Here is a 22,519-nt window from a genome sequence, read left to right on the forward strand (position 1 = left end):
CGATTATTCCAGCGCGGGCCCGCAGCAAGCGCTTCCCGGGAAAGAACGTCAAGCAGCTATGTGGTAAGCCTGTTTTTCAATGGACTGTCGAAGCGGCGCAGGCGGTGCCCGATATTGATAATATTTGCGTTAGCACCGACGGTGAGGGGATTGCCGAGCTGGCTGTTGATCTGGGTGTAGATGTTCCCTTTATTCGGTCTAGAGAGTTGTCCTCTGATACTGCGAGTTCGGTGGATGTGGCGTGTGATGTAGTCGAGTGGTATAACCGGGAAAGGCAAGCTGAGTTCGACTATGTGATTTTACTTCAGCCCACGTCGCCATTACGTACCGCTGAACACATTCGTGGCGCCATCAGTGCTTTGCGACACCGTGATGCTGACGCGATTGTCTCCGTGTGTCCCATGTCTCACAGCCCGCTGTGGGCCAATACCCTGCCAGAAAACGACAGTATGGTGGGATTTCTGCCGGACATGGCGAAAGGCCGCCGGAGTCAGGACCTGCCCACCTACTTCCGCCTCAACGGGGCAATTTACATCGCGCGAACCGAACGACTGTTGACCGACAAGTCTTTCCTGCTTCCAGACGCCTGCTTCGCATACCGGATGCCGGAATCTGCTTCTATCGACATCGACTCGGAGACCGATTTTCGTATCGCCGAGGCATTGCTCGTCAAGGAGGGCAATGCCTCCGTTTGACGCTTGAATGCGTCAACTCGCGTGGCGGCTCCTGCTGTTTGGCGTTACGCCTGAGCGCTTTCCGCGGGCGGCAGAGTCAGTATGCGTGCCCTTCCATGGCACGGATGGCCGGCATGTTCACCCCCAGGGCATCCCCATTATCGAGAGCTCGCGCGAGCCGCTGCGGCGCTGACCGTCCCATGCACTGGTGCTGCGGGTCGCCGTCGAAGCCCTTGAGCATGCCGTCGATCAGGCGCTGGTGGTCGAGTGACTTGCCGACCTTGGCTTCCTGCAGGGCGATGACGTCCGCGGCGATGTCGCGTGCCAGTTGCTGGTGGTTGGTCCAGAGATCCTCGACGTCGCCGCCGGTCTCGAGGCCGGCGATGTTGGTGGTCAGGATGTAGACGTTCTTGATCACCAGCTCCTCGAGCATCGCATCGCTGTCGGTGACGCGATGGGCGGGGATGTCGAGCGATCGCATGGCCGCGACCAGCGCGTCGGCCCGGGGGCCGTAGACGGGCGAGGAGATAAGCGGCTTGACCGGCTTGCCGGGCTTTTTCTCGAACCAGATCGAGGCGACGGTCGGGGTCTCGATGCCGTGCTTGCGCCAGTCGTCGGGGAGCAGTTCGTTCTGGATCAGGACCAGGCGGTCGTACCACGCGCCGGGGATCTGTTCGAGCACCGAATCGAGATCCTTCTCGCCGACGGCGACCAGCAGGCCGTCGAGGAAGGGGCGCGCGGAGAGTGCGGCCTGGATGTTGACGTCGCGGCCGATGGGAAAGACCGGGTGACCGGTTTTCAGCAGGCCGTGGGCGAGCACGCCGCCGATCTCGCCGGTGCCGATCAGGCCCCATTCGGTGGCAAACGGCTGGGTCATGAATCTCTCCTCAGTCTTGTTCGTCTTCGTCGGGGATCAGCAGCTGCCCCGCGGTCAGGATCTTTTCCAGCAGGATGCGTGCGCTGGCGTTGCTGGCTCGCTCGGCCAGTGCCTCGCCGGGGACGTGCACGTGTTGGGTGAGCAGGCGGGCGAGCGGCAGGGACTCGGCGTCGAGCGCGTGGCTTTGCCCGTCGATACAAAGCTGGCCGGGGTCATCACCGCTCGGTTCGAGCAACAGCCAGCGCGAGGCCGGGGTGCGTTGCAGTTCGCTGATCTCGTGGAGGTGGTCGAGGATGCCGACGATCTCTTCCTCGTGGTAGCGCGGGTAGAGGTCGGCGTGGTCGACGGGACGCTCGGTCAGGGTCTCGGCGATCAGGCGATCGAGCTGGTTTTCATCGGCCGTCATCGCCTCGAGCACCCACTCGCGCAGTCGCTTGCGGGTGGCCGGGTCGAGCTCGCCGGGGTTGTCGCTCAGTGCCAGCTCGGGATCGCGATAGCGCTCTTCGGCCGCCAGTGTCGCGAGCCGGTCGCAGACGCCGCCGACGAGGTCCGCCTGCGTGGGGGCGCGAAAGCCGATCGACCAGGTCATGCAGTCGTCGAGTGCGATGCCGTGATGCGGAATGCCCGGTGGCAGGTAGAGCATGTCGCCCGGTTCGAGTACCCACTCGTCGGTCGGGGTGAAATCGGTCAGGATGCGCACGTCGAGCCCCTCGCGGTAGGCGGTGTGCACCGGCGGGTTCTCGATCTGCCAGCGGCGCCGGCCGTGGGCCTGCAGCAGGAAGACGTCGTAGTCGTCGATGTGCGCGCCGACCGAGCCGCCCGGCGGGGCGTAGGAGATCATCAGGTCGTCGATGCGCCAGTCGGGCACGAAGCGAAAGCGCTCGACGATCTCCATCAACTCGGGCACCAGCTTTTCGCAGTCGGTGACCAGCAGGGAGTAGCCGTCATCGGGCAGGGCGCGGAAATCGTCCTCGGTGAACGGGCCCATCTTCAGTTGCCAGTCGCGCTCGGGGCCGTGTTCCAGGATCAGGCGCGAGGGGGCGTCGGCCTCGCAGGCCAGCCCGGCGAGCTCCTCGGGGGCGATCGGGCTTTCGAAGCCCGGGAAGGCGCCGCGGATCAGGACCGGCCTCTTCTGCCAGTAGTCGCGCAGGAAGGTCTCGATGGAGAGGTCGCCGAGGACGTGATCGGTGGAGTCGTGCGTCGATGCGGACATGGCCGTTTCCCTGCGATTGGTGGGTAGAGCGAAGTCTAACGGATAACGCTATCGGGTGAGAGGGTGCGCTCTTGGTGAGTGCAGATGCGGCTGATGAGTCGCCATGCGGCAAGAAAAAGGCGCGCCATCGGGCGCGCCTCCTTTCGTGTTGCTCGAGCCTCGTGGAGAGGCACCGAGATCACTTCTCCAGCCGGTTCAGGCCGATCGCCCGCATGATGTACTTCTCGTAGAGCGGCTCGGAGGTGCCTTTCTTCATCTTGCGGATGAAGTATTTCTCGAAGGCGATCTTGGCCAGATGCACCCAGCGCCCGGCGGCGAACCAGTTGACGTTGCGCGGCGGAATCTGGGGCAGGGCGATGAAGGCCGCACCACGGTCGCCGAAGTCGGCCAGGCAGATGGCCTGCCAGGAGCCCTTGGAATTCGGCTCCCCCTCGCCGGTCAGTTCGGCTTGTATGTTGTGCACGATGGCGGTGACCATGGATTCGATCATGTAGCCGGTCTTGGGCGCGCCGGTGGGCACGGGGGTCTTCTCGATCGGCGGGATGGCGATGGCCACGCCGGCGGCGAAGATGTTCTTGTACTTCGGGTTGCGCTGGTAGTCATCGACCTGCACGAAACCGCGCGGGTTGCACAGTCCCTCGACGTTCGCCACGCAGTCGACGCCCTTGAAGGCCGGCAGCATCATCGAGTGGTTGAACGGCAGGGCGTGGGTCTGCTTGATCTCCCCGTCGTCGTCGAGCTCCTCGACGTGCATGGTGCCGTCCTCGACCCTGGTCGTGCGGGCGTTGGTGATCCACTTGATGTCGTGGGAGCGCATCTCGGACTCGAGCATGCCCTTGGAATCGCCCACGCCACCCAGACCCAGGTGACCGATGTAGGGCTCGGCGGTGACGTAGGTGATCGGCACCTTGTGGCGGATCTTCTTCTTGCGCAACGCCGAGTCGAGGATGAAGGCGTACTCGTAGGCTGGGCCGTAGCAGCTGGCGCCGGGCATCGCGCCGACGATCACCGGCCCCGGGTTTTCGACCAGTTTCTTGAAATCGTCGTAGGCCTGTTCGGCGTGATCGATGGTGCAGACCGATTCGGTGTAGCCGCCGTGCGGTCCGGCACCCTCGACCTCGTCGAACATCAGCTTCGCGCCGGTGGTGATGATCAGGTAGTCGTAGTCGACCGTCTCGCCGTCGGCCAGTTCGAGGCGGTTGGCCTCGGCGTCGATGCGCTCGACCGACTGGGCGATGAAGTCGATCTTCTTGCGCTCGACATAGGGGGCGATCGGGAAGGTGATGTCGTCACGGTTGCGCCAGCCGACGGCCACCCAGGGGTTGGACGGCACGAACTGGAAGTACGGTTCGTTGTTGATCACCGTGATGCGGTGCTCGTTGCCCAGTGCCTCGCGGGCCTCGTAGGCGGCGGGCAGGCCGCCGATGCCGGCCCCCAGGATGACGATATGTGCCATGAGTGTTCCCCTGTTCGTGACGATCGTGTCGTGATCGATTTCAGTGCGTGATTGTTCCTCTGCAGGAGAGGAAAAACAAGGGGGCGACTCCACAAGAGGTGCAATTCTGCCGCTGCGGTTCCAGTCAAGTCGTTGAATCGCTGACCGCTTGCCGTGTCGCCGCGTATATTAGAAACAAATAATCAGGTGTCTCCGCAATCGCGCCAGTCGGCCAGTCGCTCGCGCGGGAAGCCGACGATCGAGGAGGGTGCCGGCGAGAGATCGACCCACAGGCCACCGTGACCCGGCCAGCGCTGATCGAACCAGTGCCGGCCGTTGCCCATTTCGATGAAGATCCAGCCGCCGGGCGTCAGGTGGTCGGCGGCCTGGTCGAGCAGACGTTCGACCAACGCCAGGCCCCGGTCGGGGGCGAACAGGGCGCCGGCCGGTTCGTGGTGGTATTCGTCGGGCAGATCCTCGGCCTCGGCGGGGTCGACGTAGGGCGGGTTGCTGACGATCAGGTCGAAGGCCAGCGGCTTGCCGGCATCATCCACGAGCTGGTCGAAGCCGTCCGACTGGATCAACTCGACCCGATCGGCGAGCTGGTACTCGGCGACGTTGTGCGAGGCCACCGCCAGTGCGCCGAAGTCGATGTCACTGCCGATCACCTGTGCTTCCGGGAAGTGCTCGGCCAGCGCGATGGCGATGCAGCCCGAGCCGGTGCCGATGTCGAGTACCCGCTGCGGGGCGGGATTGCCCGCCAGCAATCCCTTGAAGTCGTCACGGATCAGGTCGCCGAAGGGCGAACGCGGGATCAGTACCCGTTCGTCGACGTAGTAGGGGCGGCCCAGGAACCAGGCCCGGTTGAGCAGGTAGGCGGTGGGGATGTGCTCGAGGCAGCGCCGGCGAATCAGTTCCACCACGGCGCTGCGTTCCTCGCTGGTCAGGCGCGCCTGCCACCAGTCCTGCCCCAGATCCGGGGGGAGGCGCAGCCCTTCGAGGATCAGCCACGCGGCCTCGTCGAGGTAGTTGTGGGTGCCGTGGCCGAGGAACACGTCGTGTTCGTCCATCCGACTGGCGGCCCAGCGGACGAAATCCAGGATGGTTTCCAGATGGTCGTGGTTACCCAGCGTTTCCGGGCTGTGCTCGGCGGGTGTGTGGTGGTGCATGCGGTGGGTCTTCGGCAAGGGGGTGGAAGGCGGGTCTTTTGAAACGGCCACTCTGGCACAATGGTAACTTCTCATCGACCGCTGCCGGGAGCCCCCGGCCACTTAACATAGAGGCGCCATGACCAGCCCGAGCAATACCGTGAAATGGCAATCGCGCCTGTGGGCGCGCATCCAGTACGTCCTGCCGCACCACCTGATCTCCGGGCTTGTGTTCCGCGTCACGCGCTGGCGGGCGCCCTGGACGGCATGGCTGATCCGGCGCTTCGTCGAGGCATTCGGCGTCGACCTCTCCGAGGCGGCCAGGACCGACCCGGCCGACTACCCCACCTTCAACGCCTTCTTCACCCGACCGCTGGCCGAGGGTGCTCGCCCGCTCGAGGGCGACGATGACACCTGGATCAGCCCGGTCGACGGGGGGATCAGCCAGATCGGGCATATCCAGTCGGGCAACATCTTCCAGGCCAAGGGACGGGCGTACACGGCCACCGAACTGCTGGGCGGCGATGCGTCCCTGGCCGAGCCGTTCAAGGACGGTTCGTTCGCCACCCTCTACCTCTCGCCCTCCGACTACCACCGCATCCACATGCCGGTGACCGGCACCCTGCGCGAGATGATCCACGTGCCGGGCCGGCTGTTCTCGGTCTCGACCGGGACGGTGGCCGAGGTGCCGCGCCTGTTCGCCCGCAACGAGCGGCTGGTCTGCCTGTTCGACACCGCCGATGGCCCCATGGCGATGGTGCTGGTCGGGGCGATCAACGTCTCGGCGATCGAGACCGTCTGGGCCGGGCTGGTCACGCCCACGCCGCAGCGCCAGATCGGCCGCTGGACCTATGGTGGTGACACCGGGCTGTCGATCCGCCTCGAGCGCGGGGCCGAGATGGGGCGCTTCAACATGGGCTCGACCGTCATTCTGCTGGCGGCCAAGGGCGTCGAGTTCGATACCGCCTGGCAGGCGGAGATGCCGATCAAGCTGGGGCAGCGGTTGCAGGCGTCTGATTCCGGAAACGAGGAAGAGGCGAACACCGAAGGCTAGTCTTGGCGGGGTTCGCTCGGATCAGTTCGGCGGCTCGTGCGAGAGTCTTGTCGCGGCTCTCTGGATTCCCTCGCAAGCGGGAGTCCGGTAATCGCAGCGCCCCGCGGTAGAGGCGAGCGCCAAGGCCTTCGTCTCCCTCAGATCCGCCGCGCCGAGAATGGCAAGACCGCGTCGATCTCCTCGGCACCCGTCAGCCACATCAGCAACCGATCCACGCCCATTGCCACGCCGCTACATTCGGGCAGGCCGTGGGCGAGCGCGGCGAGGAAGCGTTGCTGGCTGGACGAGCGCGGGCCGGAACCGGCATCTCCCAGGCGCCGGGCCTGCTCGTCGGGATCGGTCAACTCGTGGTAGCCGTTGGCCAGTTCCAGCCCGCCGCCAAAGACCTCGAAGCGCGCCGCGACAGTGATCTCGCGTCCCTCGAACGAGCGGGCCTCGATCCGTGCCATGGCCGCCTGGCTGGCCGGGTAGCCGGTCACCACGGTGAGCGCGGTCGGGTCGAGTCGTGGCTCGATCGCCAGGCTCATCAGCAGATCCAGCCAGTCGTCGCGATCCATCCCCTCGGGGTTCGCCACGTCGATGGAATGCGCGCGGGCCGCACTCGCGAGGGCGTCGCGATCGGCGTGGTAGGGGGTCAGCCCCAGATGGCGGCGAAAGAGGGTGCCGTAGTCCCGGCGTTCGACCGGGGCATCCGCCACGCCCAGTGCGCGACGGGCCGACTGGATCAGCTCGAGCGTGGTCGCGATGGCGGCGTCGAGCGTGGCGCCGGTGTCGTACCACTCGAGCATGGTGAACTCGGGGTTGTGCCGCCGTCCGGTCTCGTTGGCTCGGAACACCGGCCCGAGATAGTAGGCCCCGGGGAGCTCCGGGTAGGCAGCCAGCAGGCGCTTCATCATCAGCTCGGGCGAGCTGTGCAGGGAGCCGGCGGGGCTGCCGTCGGGGAGGGCCGCCCGGAACAGGGCGATGTTGGGCTCGAAGTCGGGGCTGTCGATCAGGGCGGGGGCGTCGATCTCCAGCCACTCGCGCGCGTCGAGCGACTCGCGCAGTCGGCGCTTCAAGCGGGCGCGCTGACGCAGCGTCTCGAGGCTGGCGCCGGGACGCCAGTCGGCCGCCGCGGGGACGGTGGCCTCGTCCCGGATCAGTTCTTGACCCGCGAGAGGTATTCGCCGGTGCGGGTGTCGCAGCGCAGCACCTCGCCTTCCTCGATGAACAACGGCACCTTGACCACCGCGCCGGTCTCGAGCTTGGCCGGCTTGGTGCCGCCGGTGGCGGTGTCACCGCGCAGGCCCGGATCGGTCTCGATCACCTTGAGCTCGACGTGGTTGGGCGGCAGCACCTGGATAGGCGCGCCGTTGAACAGGGTGATCTGGCACATGTCCTGTTCCTTGAGCCACTGGGCCGAGTCACCGACGGCATCCCTGGTCGCGACGATTTGCTCGAAGGACTCGGGATCCATAAAGTGCCACTCCTCGCCGTCGGAAAAGAGATACTGCATTTCCTGATCGTGGATGTCGGCCGCCTCGAGCGAGTCGCCCGACTTGAAGGTGCGTTCGATGGTCTTGCCGGTCTTGAGGTTCTTGAGCTTGGTCCGGTTGAACGCCTGGCCCTTGCCGGGCTTGACGAACTCGTTCTCGACGATGGTGGCCGGATCGCCGTCGAGCATGACCTTGAGACCGGCGCGGAATTCGTTGGTGCTGTAACTAGCCATGGGAACCTGCAAGTTAATCGAAGTCGGTGGAAATGGCCGCGATCATACCCGATAACCCCCCAACGTCCCAGCCCGGCGAGCGCCGGCGACGCGATGCCGACTTCGTCGAGCTGACCACGCCGACGGTCGAGTCGCGGATCGATGCCAGCGATCCGGACGATCCCGTCGCCCGGCAGTTCCGCATCGACCCGCGCGAGGCGCTCGACGTCCCCGGGTTCGATGTCGACCCGGTGGGGGACCTTGCCGCAAACGCCGTGCCGGGCGTGTTGCACAAGTACCGCGGCCGGGCGCTGCTGGTGCTGACGGGCGCCTGCGCGGTGCATTGTCGCTACTGCTTCCGCCGACATTTTCCCTACGGCGAGCAGCGGCTGGATCAGGCCGCGCTCGATCGGGCGCTGGGCTACCTGGCCGCGGATCCGGAGATGACCGAAGTGATCCTTTCGGGCGGCGATCCGTTGGTGCTCAGCTCGCGGCGTCTGGCGACGGTGATCGAGCGGCTTTCCGGCATGCCCCGTCTGCGCCGCCTGCGTATCCACAGCCGCATCCCGACGGTCTCGCCCGAACGGATAGACGACTCGTTGTGCCGGACGCTGGCGGATTTTCCGGGCCGGGTGGTGCTGGTCGCTCACGTCAATCACGCCCGTGAGCTGACCGAGTCCAGCGCTGCGGCCTTCGGGCGGCTGCGCGAGGCCGGGGTCGCCCTGCTCAACCAGACCGTCCTGCTCGAGGGTGTGAACAACGACACCGACGTGCTCGCCGAGCTGTCCGAGGCCCTGTTCGAGCAGGGGGTGCTGCCCTACTATCTGCATCAGCTCGACCCCGTGGCCGGCGCGGCTCATTTCGCCGTCGATGCCGAGACCGGACGAAAACGGATCGAGGCGTTGCGTGCGCGCCTGCCGGGGTACCTGGTGCCGCGGTTCGTGGTCGAGCAGGCCGGCGAGTCGAGCAAGACGTCGATCGCCTGACCGCGAGCGACCCTGAGACCGGTTCCGGGAGAGGGCGGTCGTGGTCACCCCTCGCTGTCTGTCGTTGTGTTTCGCTGCGGCGCCTGTCACCGGCAATGGCGGGTCGGGCGCGCCCGGCATGGATTCGGACGATGGCATTGAATACAGTATGATCGAAAGCCCCCGATCCCCGGGTGCACGGAAGGAGTATCCCGTCAGGGAAGGGCTGCACGAACGATCACCGCCTCAGCGGGGCTTGCCGACTTGTCCATTCTCGGTGTTGCGGATTCACGGCGGGCCCATGTCGATGGCGTTGGGCCCCGCCGTCGAATCGGGCACCTTGATGGCGAACGGGTCGGCAAGTCAGAGGCATCGCAATTCGTGCAGTCCGTCCCTCGGGAAGAAACAGGAGTTCGTCGATGGCCGAGTCCCCGCAGCCGCCTCAGTCCCATGCCGCCCCCCCCACGGCGGATATCGAAACCTTGCTCGAGCGGATCCCGCTCGTCGATCCGACCGAGGCGGCCAGCCTGTTGGCCGGGTTTCTGGGTCGGACCGACCTCGAGGAGATCAGCGACGAGGCCCTGTCGGGCCTGATCGACCGGCTCGAGTCGCCGCTCGAACGCACGGCCAAGGCATTGCGCCTCAGCCTCAGACAGAGCCCGCTGCCAATGTCCCCCAAGGCCCGGGAACAGCTCTCGGCGCTGTTCACCCTGTATCGCGCGTCCCAGTCGCTTGCCAATCTGCGCCTGGGGCTGGTCGAGTTCGGTGATGCCCGCCAGGCCCGCGCGATCGCTCATCGTCAGCGGATCGAGTGGGCCGCGCGCCTGATCGTCGACTGTTATCAGCTCTACGTCGGGGTGCCGCAACCGCTGTACGCCGATTTGCACCAGTTTGCCCGGGCGGCCAGTCGTGATCTCGATGCGGAACAGCCCGAGGCCTGGAGCGAGGTGCGCGACATCTACGTGGCGGTGCTGCTGCTGGCGATGGTCAATCCTTACGCGCTGACCGTCGAGGAGATGGCGGTGCTCTACCCCTGCCTGCGCCAGGTGGCCCGGATGGTCGAGATCACCACCGAGCGACCCAGCGGCTCGGCCCGCTTTGTCGACATGACCGGGCGGCTGGCCCCGCACATCGCCATCAGTGGCGGCAAGGCGAACCCGGACGGGGCAGTGTATGTGGGGGTCGAAGCACTGTACCGTCGCGAGACCGTCGAGGGGCTCGATCCCGAATGCCGGATAGCACTGCGCGGTTTCCTGCGCCGGCTGCAGTTCTTTCTGAGTTCACGCGAGGCGCGTCGCCGCGACCAGCTCGAGCAGGCCATCGGCGAGCGCTCGTTGATCACCATCGGCTTTCACAGCGTGCATCATCGGCTTCTCGATGACATGCTTTACAGCCTGCCCGCCTCGCAGCACCTGACCTTCTCCGGACTGGACTGGGAAGGCCTGGAGCGTCCCGTGCATGGCCAGGTGAAAGGTGGGCCGAGCATCCACGACTTCAAGCTCGAGATCGACTCGGGCGCCCGCGACGACGTCGACTGGGAGGCGATGCCGGATGCCGATGGACGCCCGGCGACACCACGACTCAACGAGCCGGCCACCTGGGACGTGGTCAATCTCTCCGAGCGCGGGCTGCGCCTGCATTGGCGTCTGGCGGACAACAGCCGCGCGGCGGTCGACGAACTGATCCTGATCGAGCGCGATCCGGACGAGGATGTCGGCGGGATGGCTGCCGTCATCGGGTTGGGTATCATCCGTTGGGTGCGCCACCTCGACGAGGCCAATCGGACCATCGACATGGGGGTAGAGCGCCTGCCGGGCGACTGGATGGCCTATTTTGCCCATCCTGCCGACGAGTCGCCGCACGCCGCCGGTACCTGGCCGGTGCTCGCCCGCCTGGTCGAGGACGACCGGATCGATCAGTTGATCCTGCCGCCGGACCTCGCCGATCGGGGTAGGCGGGTCACGGTGATCCGCGAGCAGGGCGAGGACCGGCATCTCAACCTCGAGCGCATCGTGATGGTCGGTTCCCATCTGGTCGTGATGGAAACCAGCCCCAACAAGGGAGGCAATGCGTGACGCCCGTCGAAACCGTCGAAAACACCCCGTTTTCCATCCTGCACGTGATCGGTTCGGTGAACGACTCGATCGCCCTGCGCGGCGAACTGCGCAATGCCGGTCTGCAGGCATCGGTGCACAACGCCGGCGACTTCGATGCCGCGCGGCATGAAATCGCGCGGACCCCGATCGACGTCATCTACATCGAGTACGGGGCGAACGCATTCGAGATGCTCACGGCCCTCCACGAGCACGCGGCACGCGAGCCGGCGCTGGCCGGTGTTCCGATGGTGGTCTACGACGACATCGGCGGGGTCGAGGAGGTCGAGGCATTCCTCGAGGCCGGCGCGTTCTCCGTCATCACCCACGAGTCGCTGGTCGAACCGCTGTTGATGCGCGCCGTGGCCTTCGCGTTGCTCTACCAGGACCGCGAACACAAGGCCGCCCAGCTGTCGAAGTCGGAACTGCGTTGCCAGAAGCTGATCGACGGCTCGTCGGAGGCCGTGGCCTACCTGCAGGACGGACTGCACATCTACGCCAACCAGGCCTATCTCGATCTGCTCGGCTTTGCCGACCTCGGCGAGTTGCGCGAGGAACCCATCCTGGACCTTGCCTCCGGTGATTCCGCTCAGCGGCTGAAGAGCTTCCTCAAGACCGAGGACGCCGAGGAAAGCTTCACACTCAGGACCAACGGCGGTCACGAGATCGAGGTGCGTATCCACAGCACCGCGGCCTCCTTCGATGGCGAGCCCTGCCTGCAGATATTCGCCACGCAGGTCAAGGAGGACGTGGCCGACATCTCCGATCAGCTCGAGTACTTCGCCCGTCGCGATCTGCTCACCGGCCTGTACAACCGCAATTATCTGTTCGAACAGATCGAGGCTCGCCGGGCGGAGATCGTCGAAGGCGACGAGGAAGAGACCGGTGCGCTGTTGCTGCTCGAGATCCTCAATCACGACGAGATCAAGCGCCACATTGGCACCACCGGCATGGACAACCTCCTGACCGAGTTCGGCAAGAAGGTCGAGGAGCGGGTCGGCGGTCAGGGACTGGTGGCCCGACACGGCGCGTTCTCCTTTCTGGTCCTGCTCGGCCGGCTCGACCGCCACCGCACCGCCGATCTGGCCGAAGCGCTCAACGCACTGGCTCGCGACTATGTCTTCACCCAGGGTACGACCTCGGTGACCGTTTCCACCTCGGCCGGCTTCCTCGTGCTCGACGAGAACTCCCCGCCCAATGCCGCCGAGCTGGTCGACCGGGTCGAGCGGGCCTCAAACCGTGCCGCCCAGGAAGGCAAGTACCAGTCGCGTCGGTACGAACCGGATCTCAAGACCGCCTCGGAGCGCGAGCAGGACGAGGCCTGGGCACGCAAGATCAAGACGGCGCTGCGCGAGAGCCGCTTCTCGCTGGTATTTCAACCGATCGTCTCGCTGACCGGCGATCGCGAGATCAGCCGCTACGAGGTGTTCGTGCGGATGCTCGACGAGGACGGCAGCCTGATCTCGCCGGCCGAGTTTCTCTCGCAGGCCGAGCGCGGTGACCTGATCCAGTCGATCGACCGCTGGGTGGTGCTCTCGGCAATCAAGCAGATCCACACCGGGGTCAAGAACGGCGAGAAGCCCAAGCTCTACATCCGGATCAGCGATGCCTCGCTGCACGACCCCGAGTTCACCAAGTGGCTGACCCAACGCCTGCAGATGACCCGACTGCCGGACGCGCTGTTGGCGGTCCAGGTCTCGGTCGACAAGGCCGGCCACGCCCTGCGTCACCTGGCCGACATGCAGCAGGCACTGCACCCGCTGGGTGGCGAGCTGATCCTGGACGGCTTCGGTTCCGGTGACGACGGCTTTCGCATTCTCGATCACCTGCCGGTCTCGACCATCAAGATCGCCCGCTCCTTGCTGGAGAACTTCGCTCAGGAACCGGCAAACCAGGATCGGGTCGGCGAGGTGGTCAAGCACGCCAAGCAGGACGGGATGGCGGTGATCGTGCCCAACGTGGAGAACGCGGCCAGCCTGCAGATCCTCTGGCCGATGGGCGTGGACTTCGTGCAGGGCGACTTCATCCAGGCCCCGCAGGAAAGCCTCGAGTTCGATTTCGCCCAGTTCTGATCCGCCCGGTCGCCTGCCGCCGAGACGTACCGAGTCACGCTCGACAGCCGATCCGGTCGCGGGCGAGGCCGCATCCGGGCTACCATGAGCGCCGCCTGGCGGCCGCCATCGCGGCCGCGGGCCTTCGTCCCATTCCGAGACTGCCACCGTGACCGACGCCGACCAGCTGTTCGCCCCGCTCCTGCCGACGACCGAGACTTCCCACGCCGCCGCCACCGACCGCATTCTGGTCCAGGGGCTGGAATTCGAGACCATCATCGGCATCCTGCCGGCCGAACGGCAAACCCCGCAGCCGGTGCGGATCGACCTGGTGCTGGAGGTCGACTCGGTGGAACCGGCCGTCGCCAGCGAGCACATCGATCAGACCGTCGATTACGCAGCCGTCTCGCGACGCGTTACCGAGATCGCCCGCCTCGGGCGCTTCCAGCTGATCGAGACCCTGGCTGCCCGCTGCTGCCAGGCCCTGCTGGCCGAATTTCCCATCCGCCGCGTCACGATGCGTGCGATCAAGCCGCATGCCTTGGCCGAGGCGGCCGGGGTGGGCGTGGAGATCACGCGAGAGGCCGCGGGAGGCGCCGCCGGGGAGGGCGCATGAACCGCGATACTCGGCATTCGATCCAGCCGACCGGCCCCGGAAAGCACGCCGGGGAGCAAGGCCTTGAACTGCCCGCTCCGTCAGCGGCCGACCAGGCCAAGAGCCTCGAGTTGATCGAGCAGTTGGTCGAGAGAATGCGCGCGGGACCGATCCCCTTTGCCGACTACATGGCGACCGTGCTCTACCACCCGACACTGGGGTATTACGGCAGCGGCCAGGTGGCCTTCGGTCCCGGCGGCGACTTCATCACGGCCCCGGAGCGCTCGGGGTTTTTCACCGACGGGCTGGCCTACGAGTGGCAACAGGCCCAGGCCAGTGGTCTTGCCGGCGAGATCCTCGAGATCGGCGCCGGCTCGGGTCGCCTGGCGATCGATCTGCTCGAGCGGCTGGCCGCCGCCGACGCGCTGCCCGAGCGCTACACCATCCTCGAGATTTCCCCGGCGCTGGCCGAGCGCCAGGCCGAGAATCTGCGCGCGGCCTTGCCGCCGGCGGTAGTCGAGCGCCTGCGCTGGATCACGTCGTGGTCAGAGCTGGCGTGGCCCGGCGGCATGGTGATCGCCAACGAGGTGCTCGATGCCATGCCGGTCGAGCGCTTTCGCTGGTGGCCGGGCCGGCCGGAAACCGCCGAGCGCCTGCTGGTGGGCTTCGATGGTCAGCGGTTTGCCTGGGAAGAACGGCCGGCCGACGAGGGGCTGCGGGCGGCGGCCGAGGCGATCACCGCCCGTATCGAGCGGCCGATCGTCACGCCGCGCGAGACCGTGCTGGCCGAGTACAACCCCGATCTGGCCGGCTGGCTGGGGGAGATGCGTGCGGCACTCGCCGCCGACGGCGAGACCTGGATCTACCTGTTCGACTACGGCAGTCATACCGCCGATATCTACCGGGCCGACCGGGACGAGGGCACGCTCAAGTGCCACTATCGGCACCTGGCCCACGAAGACCCGCTCGTCTATCCGGGGCTGCAGGACATCACCGCCTGGGTGGATTTCCAGGCCGTCGAGGAGACCGCGCGTGCGGTCGGGTTCGAGGTCGACGGCGAGCGCAGCCAGGCCCAGTGGCTGCTGGGCACCGACGTGCCGCAACGGGTCGAACGCGAGTTGCAGGCACGCGATTCGATGGCCGACCAGGCGCGTCTCGCGCAGGAATTCCGCGAGCTGGTCATGCCCACCGAGATGGGTGAGCGTTTCCGGGTGATGCGTCTGCGCCTTGGTGGTTGATTCGGCCGGCTGATCGGGCGGTCGAGCCGGGCTTCGATCAGGTCGTCATGGCCGCCTCGAGTCGGTGAACCAGGCCCGACTCGCCCCGTTCGAGCCAGTCGAGCACCGCCGGCATCACGGCACAGGGCGGCTGGCGATCATCGGGCCGCTCGCCGGGGAAGCGCGCGTGGCGCAGGCGGCTGTTGACCGCGCCCGGGTCGAATCCGGCCAGCCACACGTGGGGGGCTTCCGCCGCCCACTGGCGGATCAGCCGCTCGAGCCCGGCATGCGCGATATCGTGGGCGCTGCCATAGGCCTCGGTGCCGCGGTCGGTGAAGAACAGCACCCGGGGGCGATCGGCTGCTTCCAGCAAGGGCCAGACGCTGCGGGTCAGCGCGAACGGTGCGGTGAGGTTGACATGCAGGCTTTCCTGGAACTTCATCAGGTCGGCCTGTGCGAGCGGGGCGAGTTCGCCGGCCGTGCCCATGGCGTGCACCAGCAGGTCGAGGCGGCCAAAGGCCTGCTCGATGCCCTCGGCCAGCGAGGCGTAGTCCTCGGGGGCGGCCCCCGAGAAGTCCACCGGCTGGATCACCGGCGGTTCGCCGCGGGCCTCGGCCGGCACCTCCGGCAGCACGCGGTCGTTGATGTCGTCGGCTAGCCGCTCTAGCTGATCGAGCTTGCGTCCCAGCAGGATCAGGGTCGCGCCGCGGGCGGCCAGCGTCTGCGCCGTGGCGGTGCCCAGTGCGCCGGTCGCGCCGTTGATCAGCGCGATCTTGCCGGCAAACGGCATGTCGGCAGGTGAGCTCTGAGAGGCGTCGGGGTTGAGGGAGTCGGTCATCGTGGTGTCTCGTGAGGCGGGTTTTACCAGGAGGCGCGCCAGGCCAGCCACCACTGGCGCAGGGGGCGTATTTCGACGCGCCCGCCGGTCAGCTCGGCGGGTGCTTCCCGCATCAGGCGCAGGTGCTCGCGGTCGATGGCGCGCAGGATGCGGAACAGGCGTGCCGGTCGGCCGCTTGCCGGCCAGTCGCTCAGACCGGCATGAATACGCTCCAGTTCGTCTCGGAACAGTTGGTCGCGTGCCGCGGGTGTGGCCTCGCGGTACAGATCGGCCTCGTCCAGTCCGTAGCGATTCAGGGTCTCCTGCGGCAGGTAGACACGCCCGACCCGGGCATGACGTCCCAGCAGGCGGGCGCGGTCGAGCCGGCCGTGCCAGCGCCCCAGCCGCGCGGCGGCCTCGAGCTGGTCGGCAGGCAGATCGAGCAGGCGGCCGTACAGGTGAAACACGCTCGCGTAGCGTGCATCCAGGAACGCTTCGAGGTCGGCCTCGGCGGCAAAGCCCTCGTACTCGAGTTCGATGCGCGCGGCCCCGAGACGCTCTTCCAGGCGTCCGACCAGCGGTGAGTCCTCGCGGCGGGCCTCCTCGACCAGGCCGATCGCTTCCAGGGCCGAGGCCAGCGACTGGATCACCGGGTGGTCGTGGCGCCCGCGGGTCATGCCGAGCAGCGCCTCGCGCCACCAGTCGAGCTTGGCCATCGCGACCTGCGGCTCGCTGACCGTCTCCGGGATCTCTGCCAGCGAGACGTCCAGCGCGCGCAGGGCCGTCACGGCCCGTTGTCGCGCCGGCGGGAGCTTGAGACTCGCCAGGCGGAAGGCGCTGCCCACCGGGCGGGCCAGTCGCTCGCACTCGGCGGCGGCCAGCTGGGGGTCGGTCGGCGGGCGAGGGGATTCGGCATTCATGAACGCGGATTCTACCAGTTTCGCCGATCGGTCCGCCGCGGATCTGATGCCGGGCGGGGCTCAAGAAAACGCCCGATCTACCGATACACGATCAGGCGCCCATTGGTTGGCGCCTTCCACTTCGAGCAAGGTGTCACCTCGATATGAGCCAGCCCAGCATCCTGCGCCGCCTGAAATGGTCCTTTGTCGGAATGGGGGTCGTCATGGGTGCGATCTTCCCGGTGTTCGCCTCGTTCTTCGTCGAATTCCGCGATGGCATGCTGGGGTGGTTCGTGGTCGGTTGCCTGGGCGCGGGGCTGACCGTGGGCTTCGTCAACTACGGGCTGGCGCACCTCATTCTGTTGCGGCGGATGGGGGCGTTGGCACGGCTCGCGGGGGCCGTCCGTGAAGGCAACCTCACCGAGAAATGCCAGATCGTCAGTCACGACTCGCTCGGCGAGATCGTCGCCAGCGTCAACGGCATGATCGATCAGCTGCATGCCCAGGTGGGCGATCTCAGCCGCAGCAGCGACTCACTGTCCAACGCTGCCGGCAGTCTCGACCAGAGCGTCTCCAGCGTCATGACTGCGCAGGGTCGGGTCGGCGCGCAGCGCCAGCGCACCATCGACGAGGCGAGCGAGGTGGCTGCGGGCGGCGAGCGGCTGGTCGATGCGATCGCGGAGGCCGGCCATCAGGCCGGCGAGATGCAGTCGCGCGCCGAGCAGACCCGTCAGGAGGTGGGCGAGAGCGTCGCCTCGATCGCTCGTTCGCAGGAACGCGTCGAGGAGACCGCCGCGTTGATCACCTCGCTGGTCGCCGCCCGCGACCGTATCGCCGGCATGACCGCCACAATCGACGCGGTCGCCGAGCAGACCAACCTGCTTGCCCTGAACGCAGCGATCGAGTCGGCGCGTGCCGGCGAGCACGGACGCGGCTTCGCCGTGGTCGCCGACGAGGTGCGCAAGCTGGCCGGCCGCAGCGGCGAGGCGGCCCGGGAGATCGGTCTGGTGATGGAATCCCTGGGACGTGACGTGACCGCCGCCGACGCGAAGATGCAGGAGGCCAGCCGGTACTCGTCGGATGCCGAGCGCTCGTTGCAGACCGCTTCCGGGGGATTGTCGGAGATGCTCGGATCGGTCGCCGACACCGTCAAGCTCACCGAGGAGGCGGCCAGCCACGGCCAGCGCCACCAGGCGGCGATCGAGCGGCTTACCGAGGACCTGAACGCGTTGATCGAGGTGGTCGAGCGCAACGCCGAGACCATGCAGTCGGCGAACGAGGCGGTCGAGTCGGTCAACCGCGAAGCCGATCGGCTTGCCGGCCAGGTGGCCCGTTTTCGGCTCTGATCCGGGGCGTTCGGTCCTCCCGCGCTTGTCACCTGGCCGGCGTGAGGTCATTCTGTCTACTGGCCCGCCATGACGCGACCGCGTGGCGTCATGCTCGCCCCTTGCCGAAGCCGTTGGAGACCCCACAACCCGTGATTGGCCGATGAATCGACGTGACGTGCTCAAGGTCGGGGGTGCCGGTCTGCTGCTGGGCGGGGCCGGTTTCCCGGCGATCGTGCGCGCCCTGGATCGCAAGCCGACCTTGCGCGTGATGGGCACGCACGTGACCTTGCAGGAGCCGATTCGTCGGCGCGCCGAGCAGGAACTGGGGTTCAATATCGAGTTTCACCCCGGCGGGAGCGCCGAGGTGCTGCAGCGGGCGAGCAGCGATCCGGGGGCGTTCGATCTCTACGAGCAATGGTCGAACAGTATGCGGGTGCTCTGGCAGGCCAACGCCATCCAGCCGATCGAGGTGGATCGACTGACCTACTGGGACGAGATAAACGACCTGCCCAAGACCGGCCGGATTGTCCCGGATGCGCCTGTCGGCAGCGGTGATGCCCCGCACAAGCTTTTGTTCGTCCAGGACGATGGTCGGCTCGGCCCGACACCCACCGGCCGGATCAGCTTCCTCCCCTACGTTCACAACACCGACTCCTTCGGCTACGACACGCGCGTGATCGAGCCGGGCGTTCCCTACGAAACCGAGAGCTGGGGTTGGCTGCTCGATCCCGCCTACCGGGGACGAGTGGCGGTGGTCAACGAGCCCAGCATCGGCCTGTTCGACCTGGCACTGGCCGTCGAGGCGAACGGGTTGATGCGCTTTGGCGAGATCGGCCGGATGACCCGCGAGGAGGTCGACGAGCTGTTCGCGCTCCTGGTCGACTACAAGCGTTGCGGACAGTTTCGTGGTGTGTGGTTCTCCGTGCCGCACTCGGTCGAGCTGATGGCGCGCGGTGAGGTGGTGATCGAGAGCATGTTCTCGCCTGCCGCCGCGCAGCTGACGGGCATGGGCATCCCCTGTCTCTACGCCGCTCCCAAGGAGGGCTATCGAGCCTGGTACGGGGTGATGTGCCTGTCCTCGGTGGTGGGCAGCGAGCAGAAGGAGATGGCTTACGCGTTCATGAACTGGTGGCTGTCGGGCTGGCCGGGGGCGTTCATAGCCCGGCAGGGCTACTACATCGCCAACCCGCAGCGCTCGCGCCCCTTCCTGACCCCGGCCGAATGGGACTACTGGTACGCGGGCAAGCCCGCCGCCCACGCGTTGGTCGGCGTGAATGGCCAGCCGGTGGCCAAAGCGGGCGAGATTCGTCGCGGCGGGAGTTACGAAACCCGTTTCTCGAACATCGCGGTGTGGAACACGGTCATGGACACCTACGAGTACACGCTGACCCGGTGGAAGGAGTTCCTCCTCGCATGATCGATGGCCGGGCAGCCCCGAGGCGTCGGCTCAAGACGCGCATCTTCAGCAGTTTTGGCGCGATTGGCGTGGCCGGCTTTCTGATCGCGCTGGTGCTCGCGCTTACCATCAGTCGCATCTACGCCGACTTTCAGCGCCTGACCCTGATCAGCGAGCAGGTCGAGGTGGGCGGTGAGGTCGCGCTGCAGATGGTCGAGCTGCAGCGCCTGTCGGGCGAGTTCGTCGAATCGGGGCGTGCGTTTCCCGCCGATCAGGCCGGCATCGTGTTCGAGCGGGCGCAGGACCTGCTCGAGCGGCTCGACGAGAAAGCGAGTGCGGCGGTGGGGGATCGTGTCGAAAGGATGGGAACGCATCTCGACGGGTTTCGCGAGGCCTTCGCCGAGGTCAAGCGCCTGCGCGACCGCCAGAGCTGGCTGATCGACGAGGGCATCGACTTGCGCGCCCGGCACTACCAGACCCTGCTGAGTGCCCATGGGGCCGGGCAGGACGACTCGCAAGGCGAGGACGTCGCCAGTCTCGAGCGGCTGCGCGGGGCGGCCCTGCGGATCGACAAGCGGCTGCGCGACTACCTCGAGTCGCTGGACAACACCCGGATCCGCGATATTCGGCTGGAGGTCGGCCAGTCCCGTGAGCTGATCGAGCGGCTGGCCGACTCCAGTGCCGACCCCGCCGAGGTCGAGGCGTTTCGCGACATGGACAGTGCCCTGGTCGGCTACCAGAAGGTCATCCTTGACACGGTACAGCTGACCCGTGGCTACCTCTACCTGGTGAACGTCGTCATGGCCGCCGAGACCTACGAGGTGCTTTACCAGTCCAAGCGGCTGTCCGCAGGCCTGAGGGAGGAAATGGAGCGTATCGAGGCGCAGACGGCCGAGACGATCCATCTGGCGCTGTGGACGGTGCTGCTCGGGATCGGCCTGACCCTGGTCCTGATGGTGTACCTGCCCTACCGCCTGGGTCGCAGCGTCGTCGCCCCGATCGAGACCCTCACGCAGACCTTCCGCCGCCTGTCGCGTGGCGAGGGTGCCGATGATCTCGACCTGACCGAGGCGGGCTACGAGTTTCACGAACTGGCACGTGCGGCCCACGTGTTCAAGGAAAAGAACGAGGAAACCGAGCGTCTTTTGCGCGAGTACCAGCAGCTCAACGAGGTGCTCGAACAACGCGTGGAGGAACGGACCGAGGCCCTGCAGGCCGCCAACCGGCAGCTGGAGACGCTTTCGCGCACGGATGGTCTGACGACCCTGGCCAACCGGCGCGCCTTCGAGGAGGTCCTGGGGCGCGAATGGGCCGTGGCGATTCGCACCGACCTGATCCTGAGCGTGGTCATGCTCGACGTCGATCATTTCAAGTCGTTCAACGATCGCTATGGCCACCCGGCCGGTGACGAGTGTCTGCGCCGCATCGCCGGTGTGCTGCAGGAGGCGGTGCGGCGCAGCAATGACCTGGCGGCCCGCTACGGTGGCGAGGAGTTCGTGCTGATCCTTCAGGACACCGATCGGGAGGGTGCGATGGCGATCGCCGAGGACATACGGCGGGCGGTGCGTGATCTCGCGATTGTCCACGAGGACGTCCCGGCTGGCGTGGTGACGGTGAGTATCGGCGTGGCCAGCCGGAATCCGTGGGATGCCTCCGACTCGGCAGCGGGGCTGGTGCGGCGCGCCGACGAGGCACTCTACCTGGCCAAGCGCGAGGGGCGCGACCAGGTTCGCCGTCTGCCCTGAGGCCGGCGGCACCGCCCATCGACGGTCCGCCGGGCAATCAGCCGCGGCCCGTGGCCACCCGCCAGGCGATGCGCGCTGCCGCCGTCGCCCAGGCCACGGGCGAGCGGGAAGGGCCGGTCTCGAACCACAGCGACGGATCGACCTGCCGCTCGCGCAGTATCTGCTCGACCCGCGCGATGGTCAGACGATAGCGCCATCCGGCCAGCCACGGCCGGCCCAGCGGTGCCGCGCCCCGCAAGACCCCGCGGATGCGTCCGGCGAAGCGCTCGTTGAAGCGCCGGAAGGCGAAGTCCACGCGCTTCTCCTGCCAATGGGCCTCGTTCACGCCCAGTTGGGCCAGTTCGTCGGCCGGCAGCCGCATGGCGTGCCCGGCCTGGCGGTCAGCCGCCGCGTCCAGCCAGCCGTCGACCAGGAGCACCGCGGTGATCAGCCCGTCGATGCGGGCCTGGTCGGTGGTAGACAGGCGTTGAAACCAGCTCGGGCGGAACGCGGCGAGACGCTCGCGGTAGAAGGCGATCAGTTCGCCCATGTCCGCCGGGGTGTCATTCGGTACGAGGGGGGCATCGCGGTGCCGCGCGTCCACGGACCATCCGAGCAGCGAGGCGATGCGCGGACTCATTTCGCGTCAACCGCATCGACCCGCTCGGCGCCCTGGTCCGACCGAGTCAGCAGACCGGCGATGTCTTCGGGCCGATCGATCACCAACGCGGCTCCCCAGGAGTCGATCGGACGTTCGCCGTCGAGGTAGCCCCAGCGCCCGGCGATGGTGGGCATGTGGGCGGCATTGCCCGCGATGACATCACGTTCGTGATCGCCGATGTACCAGATCGTCTGCGGCGGCAGGCGCAGCTTGCCGGCGGCGAACAGCAGCGGGTCCGGGTGGGGCTTGGCGCGCGCGAGGTCGTCGCCGCAGACCACTACCGTGGGTTCGATTGCCAGCGCCTCGAGCAGCCGCCGCGTGAGGTTGCCGGGCTTGTTGGTCACCACGCCCCAGGGCATCTCGCGTCGTTCGAGCGAGGCGACCAGCGCCTCGAGGCCCGGGAACAGGCAGGTATGCACCGCCAGGTCCTCGGCGTACAGGGCGAGAAAGCGGTCGCGCAACGCGTCGTAGTCCGTGTCCTCCGGCGTGATGCCCAGCCCGATGCCCAGGAGCCCGCGCGCGCCGTTGGAGACGTGCGGGCGGATCGCGTCGAACGGCATCGCCTCGAGGCCCTGCTCGGTGCGCACGCGGTTGAGCGCGGCGGCCATGTCGGGGGCGGTGTCGAGCAGCGTGCCGTCGAGATCGAACAGGATTGCCTTGGGGGTGGGCAGCATCAGGACTCCTT

General features: G+C 67.0%; 20 protein-coding genes. 10 read left to right on the plus strand and 10 right to left on the minus strand.

Annotation, left to right across the window (positions count from 1 at the left end):
- Nucleotides 1-695 (plus strand): cytidylyltransferase domain-containing protein (locus ACLFRM_RS05195; protein WP_410754660.1); only part of this gene is annotated, 695 nt, incomplete at its 5' end.
- A gap of 76 nt (nt 696-771) precedes the next feature.
- Here ACLFRM_RS05195 and ACLFRM_RS05200 read toward each other — a convergent pair.
- From ACLFRM_RS05200 to prmB, 4 genes are all read right to left on the minus strand, one after another.
- On the minus strand, nt 772-1,551 hold the full coding sequence (locus tag ACLFRM_RS05200) for a hypothetical protein (RefSeq protein ID WP_410754661.1): 780 nt from the start codon (nt 1,549-1,551) through the stop codon (nt 772-774).
- 10 nt (nt 1,552-1,561) lie between these two features.
- The gene (locus tag ACLFRM_RS05205) at nt 1,562-2,764 is read right to left on the minus strand and encodes a cupin domain-containing protein (protein ID WP_410754662.1); all 1,203 of its coding nucleotides are present in this window, start codon (nt 2,762-2,764) and stop codon (nt 1,562-1,564) included.
- 178 nt (nt 2,765-2,942) lie between these two features.
- A complete protein-coding gene (locus tag ACLFRM_RS05210) occupies nt 2,943-4,220 on the minus strand; it encodes an NAD(P)/FAD-dependent oxidoreductase (RefSeq protein WP_410754663.1) in 1,278 nt (425 codons plus the stop codon).
- Between the two features lie 182 nt (nt 4,221-4,402).
- A complete protein-coding gene (gene prmB / locus ACLFRM_RS05215) occupies nt 4,403-5,368 on the minus strand; it encodes a 50S ribosomal protein L3 N(5)-glutamine methyltransferase (RefSeq protein WP_410754664.1) in 966 nt (321 codons plus the stop codon).
- A gap of 118 nt (nt 5,369-5,486) precedes the next feature.
- Between prmB and asd the strand changes: the two genes are divergently transcribed.
- A complete protein-coding gene (gene asd, locus ACLFRM_RS05220) occupies nt 5,487-6,401 on the plus strand; it encodes an archaetidylserine decarboxylase (RefSeq protein ID WP_410754665.1) in 915 nt (304 codons plus the stop codon).
- Between the two features lie 137 nt (nt 6,402-6,538).
- Here asd and ACLFRM_RS05225 read toward each other — a convergent pair whose 3' ends face one another.
- Together ACLFRM_RS05225 and efp are read right to left on the minus strand one after the other, a co-directional pair.
- Nucleotides 6,539-7,585, minus strand: coding sequence for an EF-P lysine aminoacylase GenX (locus tag ACLFRM_RS05225; protein ID WP_410754678.1), 1,047 nt, complete (start codon nt 7,583-7,585; stop codon nt 6,539-6,541).
- The gene (efp, locus tag ACLFRM_RS05230) at nt 7,540-8,109 is read right to left on the minus strand and encodes an elongation factor P (RefSeq protein WP_410754666.1); all 570 of its coding nucleotides are present in this window, start codon (nt 8,107-8,109) and stop codon (nt 7,540-7,542) included. The genes ACLFRM_RS05225 and efp overlap by 46 nt, the downstream gene beginning before the upstream one ends.
- Nucleotides 8,110-8,141: 32 nt before the next feature.
- On the opposite strand from efp, the gene ACLFRM_RS05235 reads away from it, so the two are divergent.
- The 5 genes from ACLFRM_RS05235 to ACLFRM_RS05255 all read left to right on the plus strand — a co-directional run bounded on the left by ACLFRM_RS05235 (nt 8,142) and on the right by ACLFRM_RS05255 (nt 15,030).
- On the plus strand, nt 8,142-9,074 hold the full coding sequence (locus ACLFRM_RS05235) for a KamA family radical SAM protein (RefSeq protein ID WP_410754667.1): 933 nt from the start codon (nt 8,142-8,144) through the stop codon (nt 9,072-9,074).
- A gap of 398 nt (nt 9,075-9,472) precedes the next feature.
- The gene (locus ACLFRM_RS05240; RefSeq protein WP_410754668.1) at nt 9,473-11,128 is read left to right on the plus strand and encodes a hypothetical protein; all 1,656 of its coding nucleotides are present in this window, start codon (nt 9,473-9,475) and stop codon (nt 11,126-11,128) included.
- Nucleotides 11,125-13,218 (plus strand): EAL domain-containing protein, encoded by a 2,094-nt coding sequence (locus ACLFRM_RS05245; RefSeq protein ID WP_410754669.1) that lies wholly within the window; start codon nt 11,125-11,127, stop codon nt 13,216-13,218. The genes ACLFRM_RS05240 and ACLFRM_RS05245 overlap by 4 nt, the downstream gene beginning before the upstream one ends.
- A 148-nt stretch (nt 13,219-13,366) precedes the next feature.
- The gene (gene folB, locus ACLFRM_RS05250; protein ID WP_410754670.1) at nt 13,367-13,813 is read left to right on the plus strand and encodes a dihydroneopterin aldolase; all 447 of its coding nucleotides are present in this window, start codon (nt 13,367-13,369) and stop codon (nt 13,811-13,813) included.
- A complete protein-coding gene (locus ACLFRM_RS05255; protein ID WP_410754671.1) occupies nt 13,810-15,030 on the plus strand; it encodes a class I SAM-dependent methyltransferase in 1,221 nt (406 codons plus the stop codon). The genes folB and ACLFRM_RS05255 overlap by 4 nt, the downstream gene beginning before the upstream one ends.
- Nucleotides 15,031-15,067: 37 nt before the next feature.
- Here the strand turns inward: ACLFRM_RS05255 and ACLFRM_RS05260 are convergent, their stop codons facing one another.
- A complete protein-coding gene (locus tag ACLFRM_RS05260) occupies nt 15,068-15,847 on the minus strand; it encodes an SDR family NAD(P)-dependent oxidoreductase (RefSeq protein WP_410754672.1) in 780 nt (259 codons plus the stop codon).
- Nucleotides 15,848-15,870: 23 nt separating this feature from the next.
- Nucleotides 15,871-16,746, minus strand: a complete 876-nt coding sequence (locus ACLFRM_RS05265) for a phytoene/squalene synthase family protein (protein ID WP_410754673.1) — start codon at nt 16,744-16,746, stop codon at nt 15,871-15,873.
- A gap of 143 nt (nt 16,747-16,889) precedes the next feature.
- Between ACLFRM_RS05265 and ACLFRM_RS05270 the strand changes: the two genes are divergently transcribed.
- The 3 genes from ACLFRM_RS05270 to ACLFRM_RS05280 all read left to right on the plus strand — a co-directional run bounded on the left by ACLFRM_RS05270 (nt 16,890) and on the right by ACLFRM_RS05280 (nt 21,194).
- Nucleotides 16,890-18,071: a methyl-accepting chemotaxis protein gene (locus tag ACLFRM_RS05270; protein WP_410754674.1), complete on the plus strand. Its 1,182-nt coding sequence runs from the start codon at nt 16,890-16,892 to the stop codon at nt 18,069-18,071.
- A 142-nt stretch (nt 18,072-18,213) separates the two neighbouring features.
- Nucleotides 18,214-19,470 (plus strand): ABC transporter substrate-binding protein, encoded by a 1,257-nt coding sequence (locus ACLFRM_RS05275; RefSeq protein WP_410754675.1) that lies wholly within the window; start codon nt 18,214-18,216, stop codon nt 19,468-19,470.
- Nucleotides 19,467-21,194, plus strand: a complete 1,728-nt coding sequence (locus tag ACLFRM_RS05280; protein ID WP_410754676.1) for a diguanylate cyclase — start codon at nt 19,467-19,469, stop codon at nt 21,192-21,194. The genes ACLFRM_RS05275 and ACLFRM_RS05280 overlap by 4 nt, the downstream gene beginning before the upstream one ends.
- A gap of 37 nt (nt 21,195-21,231) precedes the next feature.
- Here ACLFRM_RS05280 and ACLFRM_RS05285 read toward each other — a convergent pair whose 3' ends face one another.
- Both ACLFRM_RS05285 and ACLFRM_RS05290 read right to left on the minus strand, forming a co-directional pair.
- Nucleotides 21,232-21,723 (minus strand): hypothetical protein, encoded by a 492-nt coding sequence (locus ACLFRM_RS05285; protein WP_410754677.1) that lies wholly within the window; start codon nt 21,721-21,723, stop codon nt 21,232-21,234.
- 86 nt (nt 21,724-21,809) lie between these two features.
- Nucleotides 21,810-22,508 carry an HAD-IA family hydrolase gene (locus ACLFRM_RS05290; protein WP_410754679.1) on the minus strand — a complete coding sequence of 233 codons (699 nt, stop codon included), beginning with the start codon at nt 22,506-22,508 and terminating at the stop codon, nt 21,810-21,812.
- Between the last annotated feature and the right edge of the window lie 11 nt (nt 22,509-22,519).

The organism is Guyparkeria sp. (genome assembly GCF_046540515.1).
In the GTDB taxonomy this organism is placed as follows: domain Bacteria; phylum Pseudomonadota; class Gammaproteobacteria; order Halothiobacillales; family Halothiobacillaceae; genus Guyparkeria.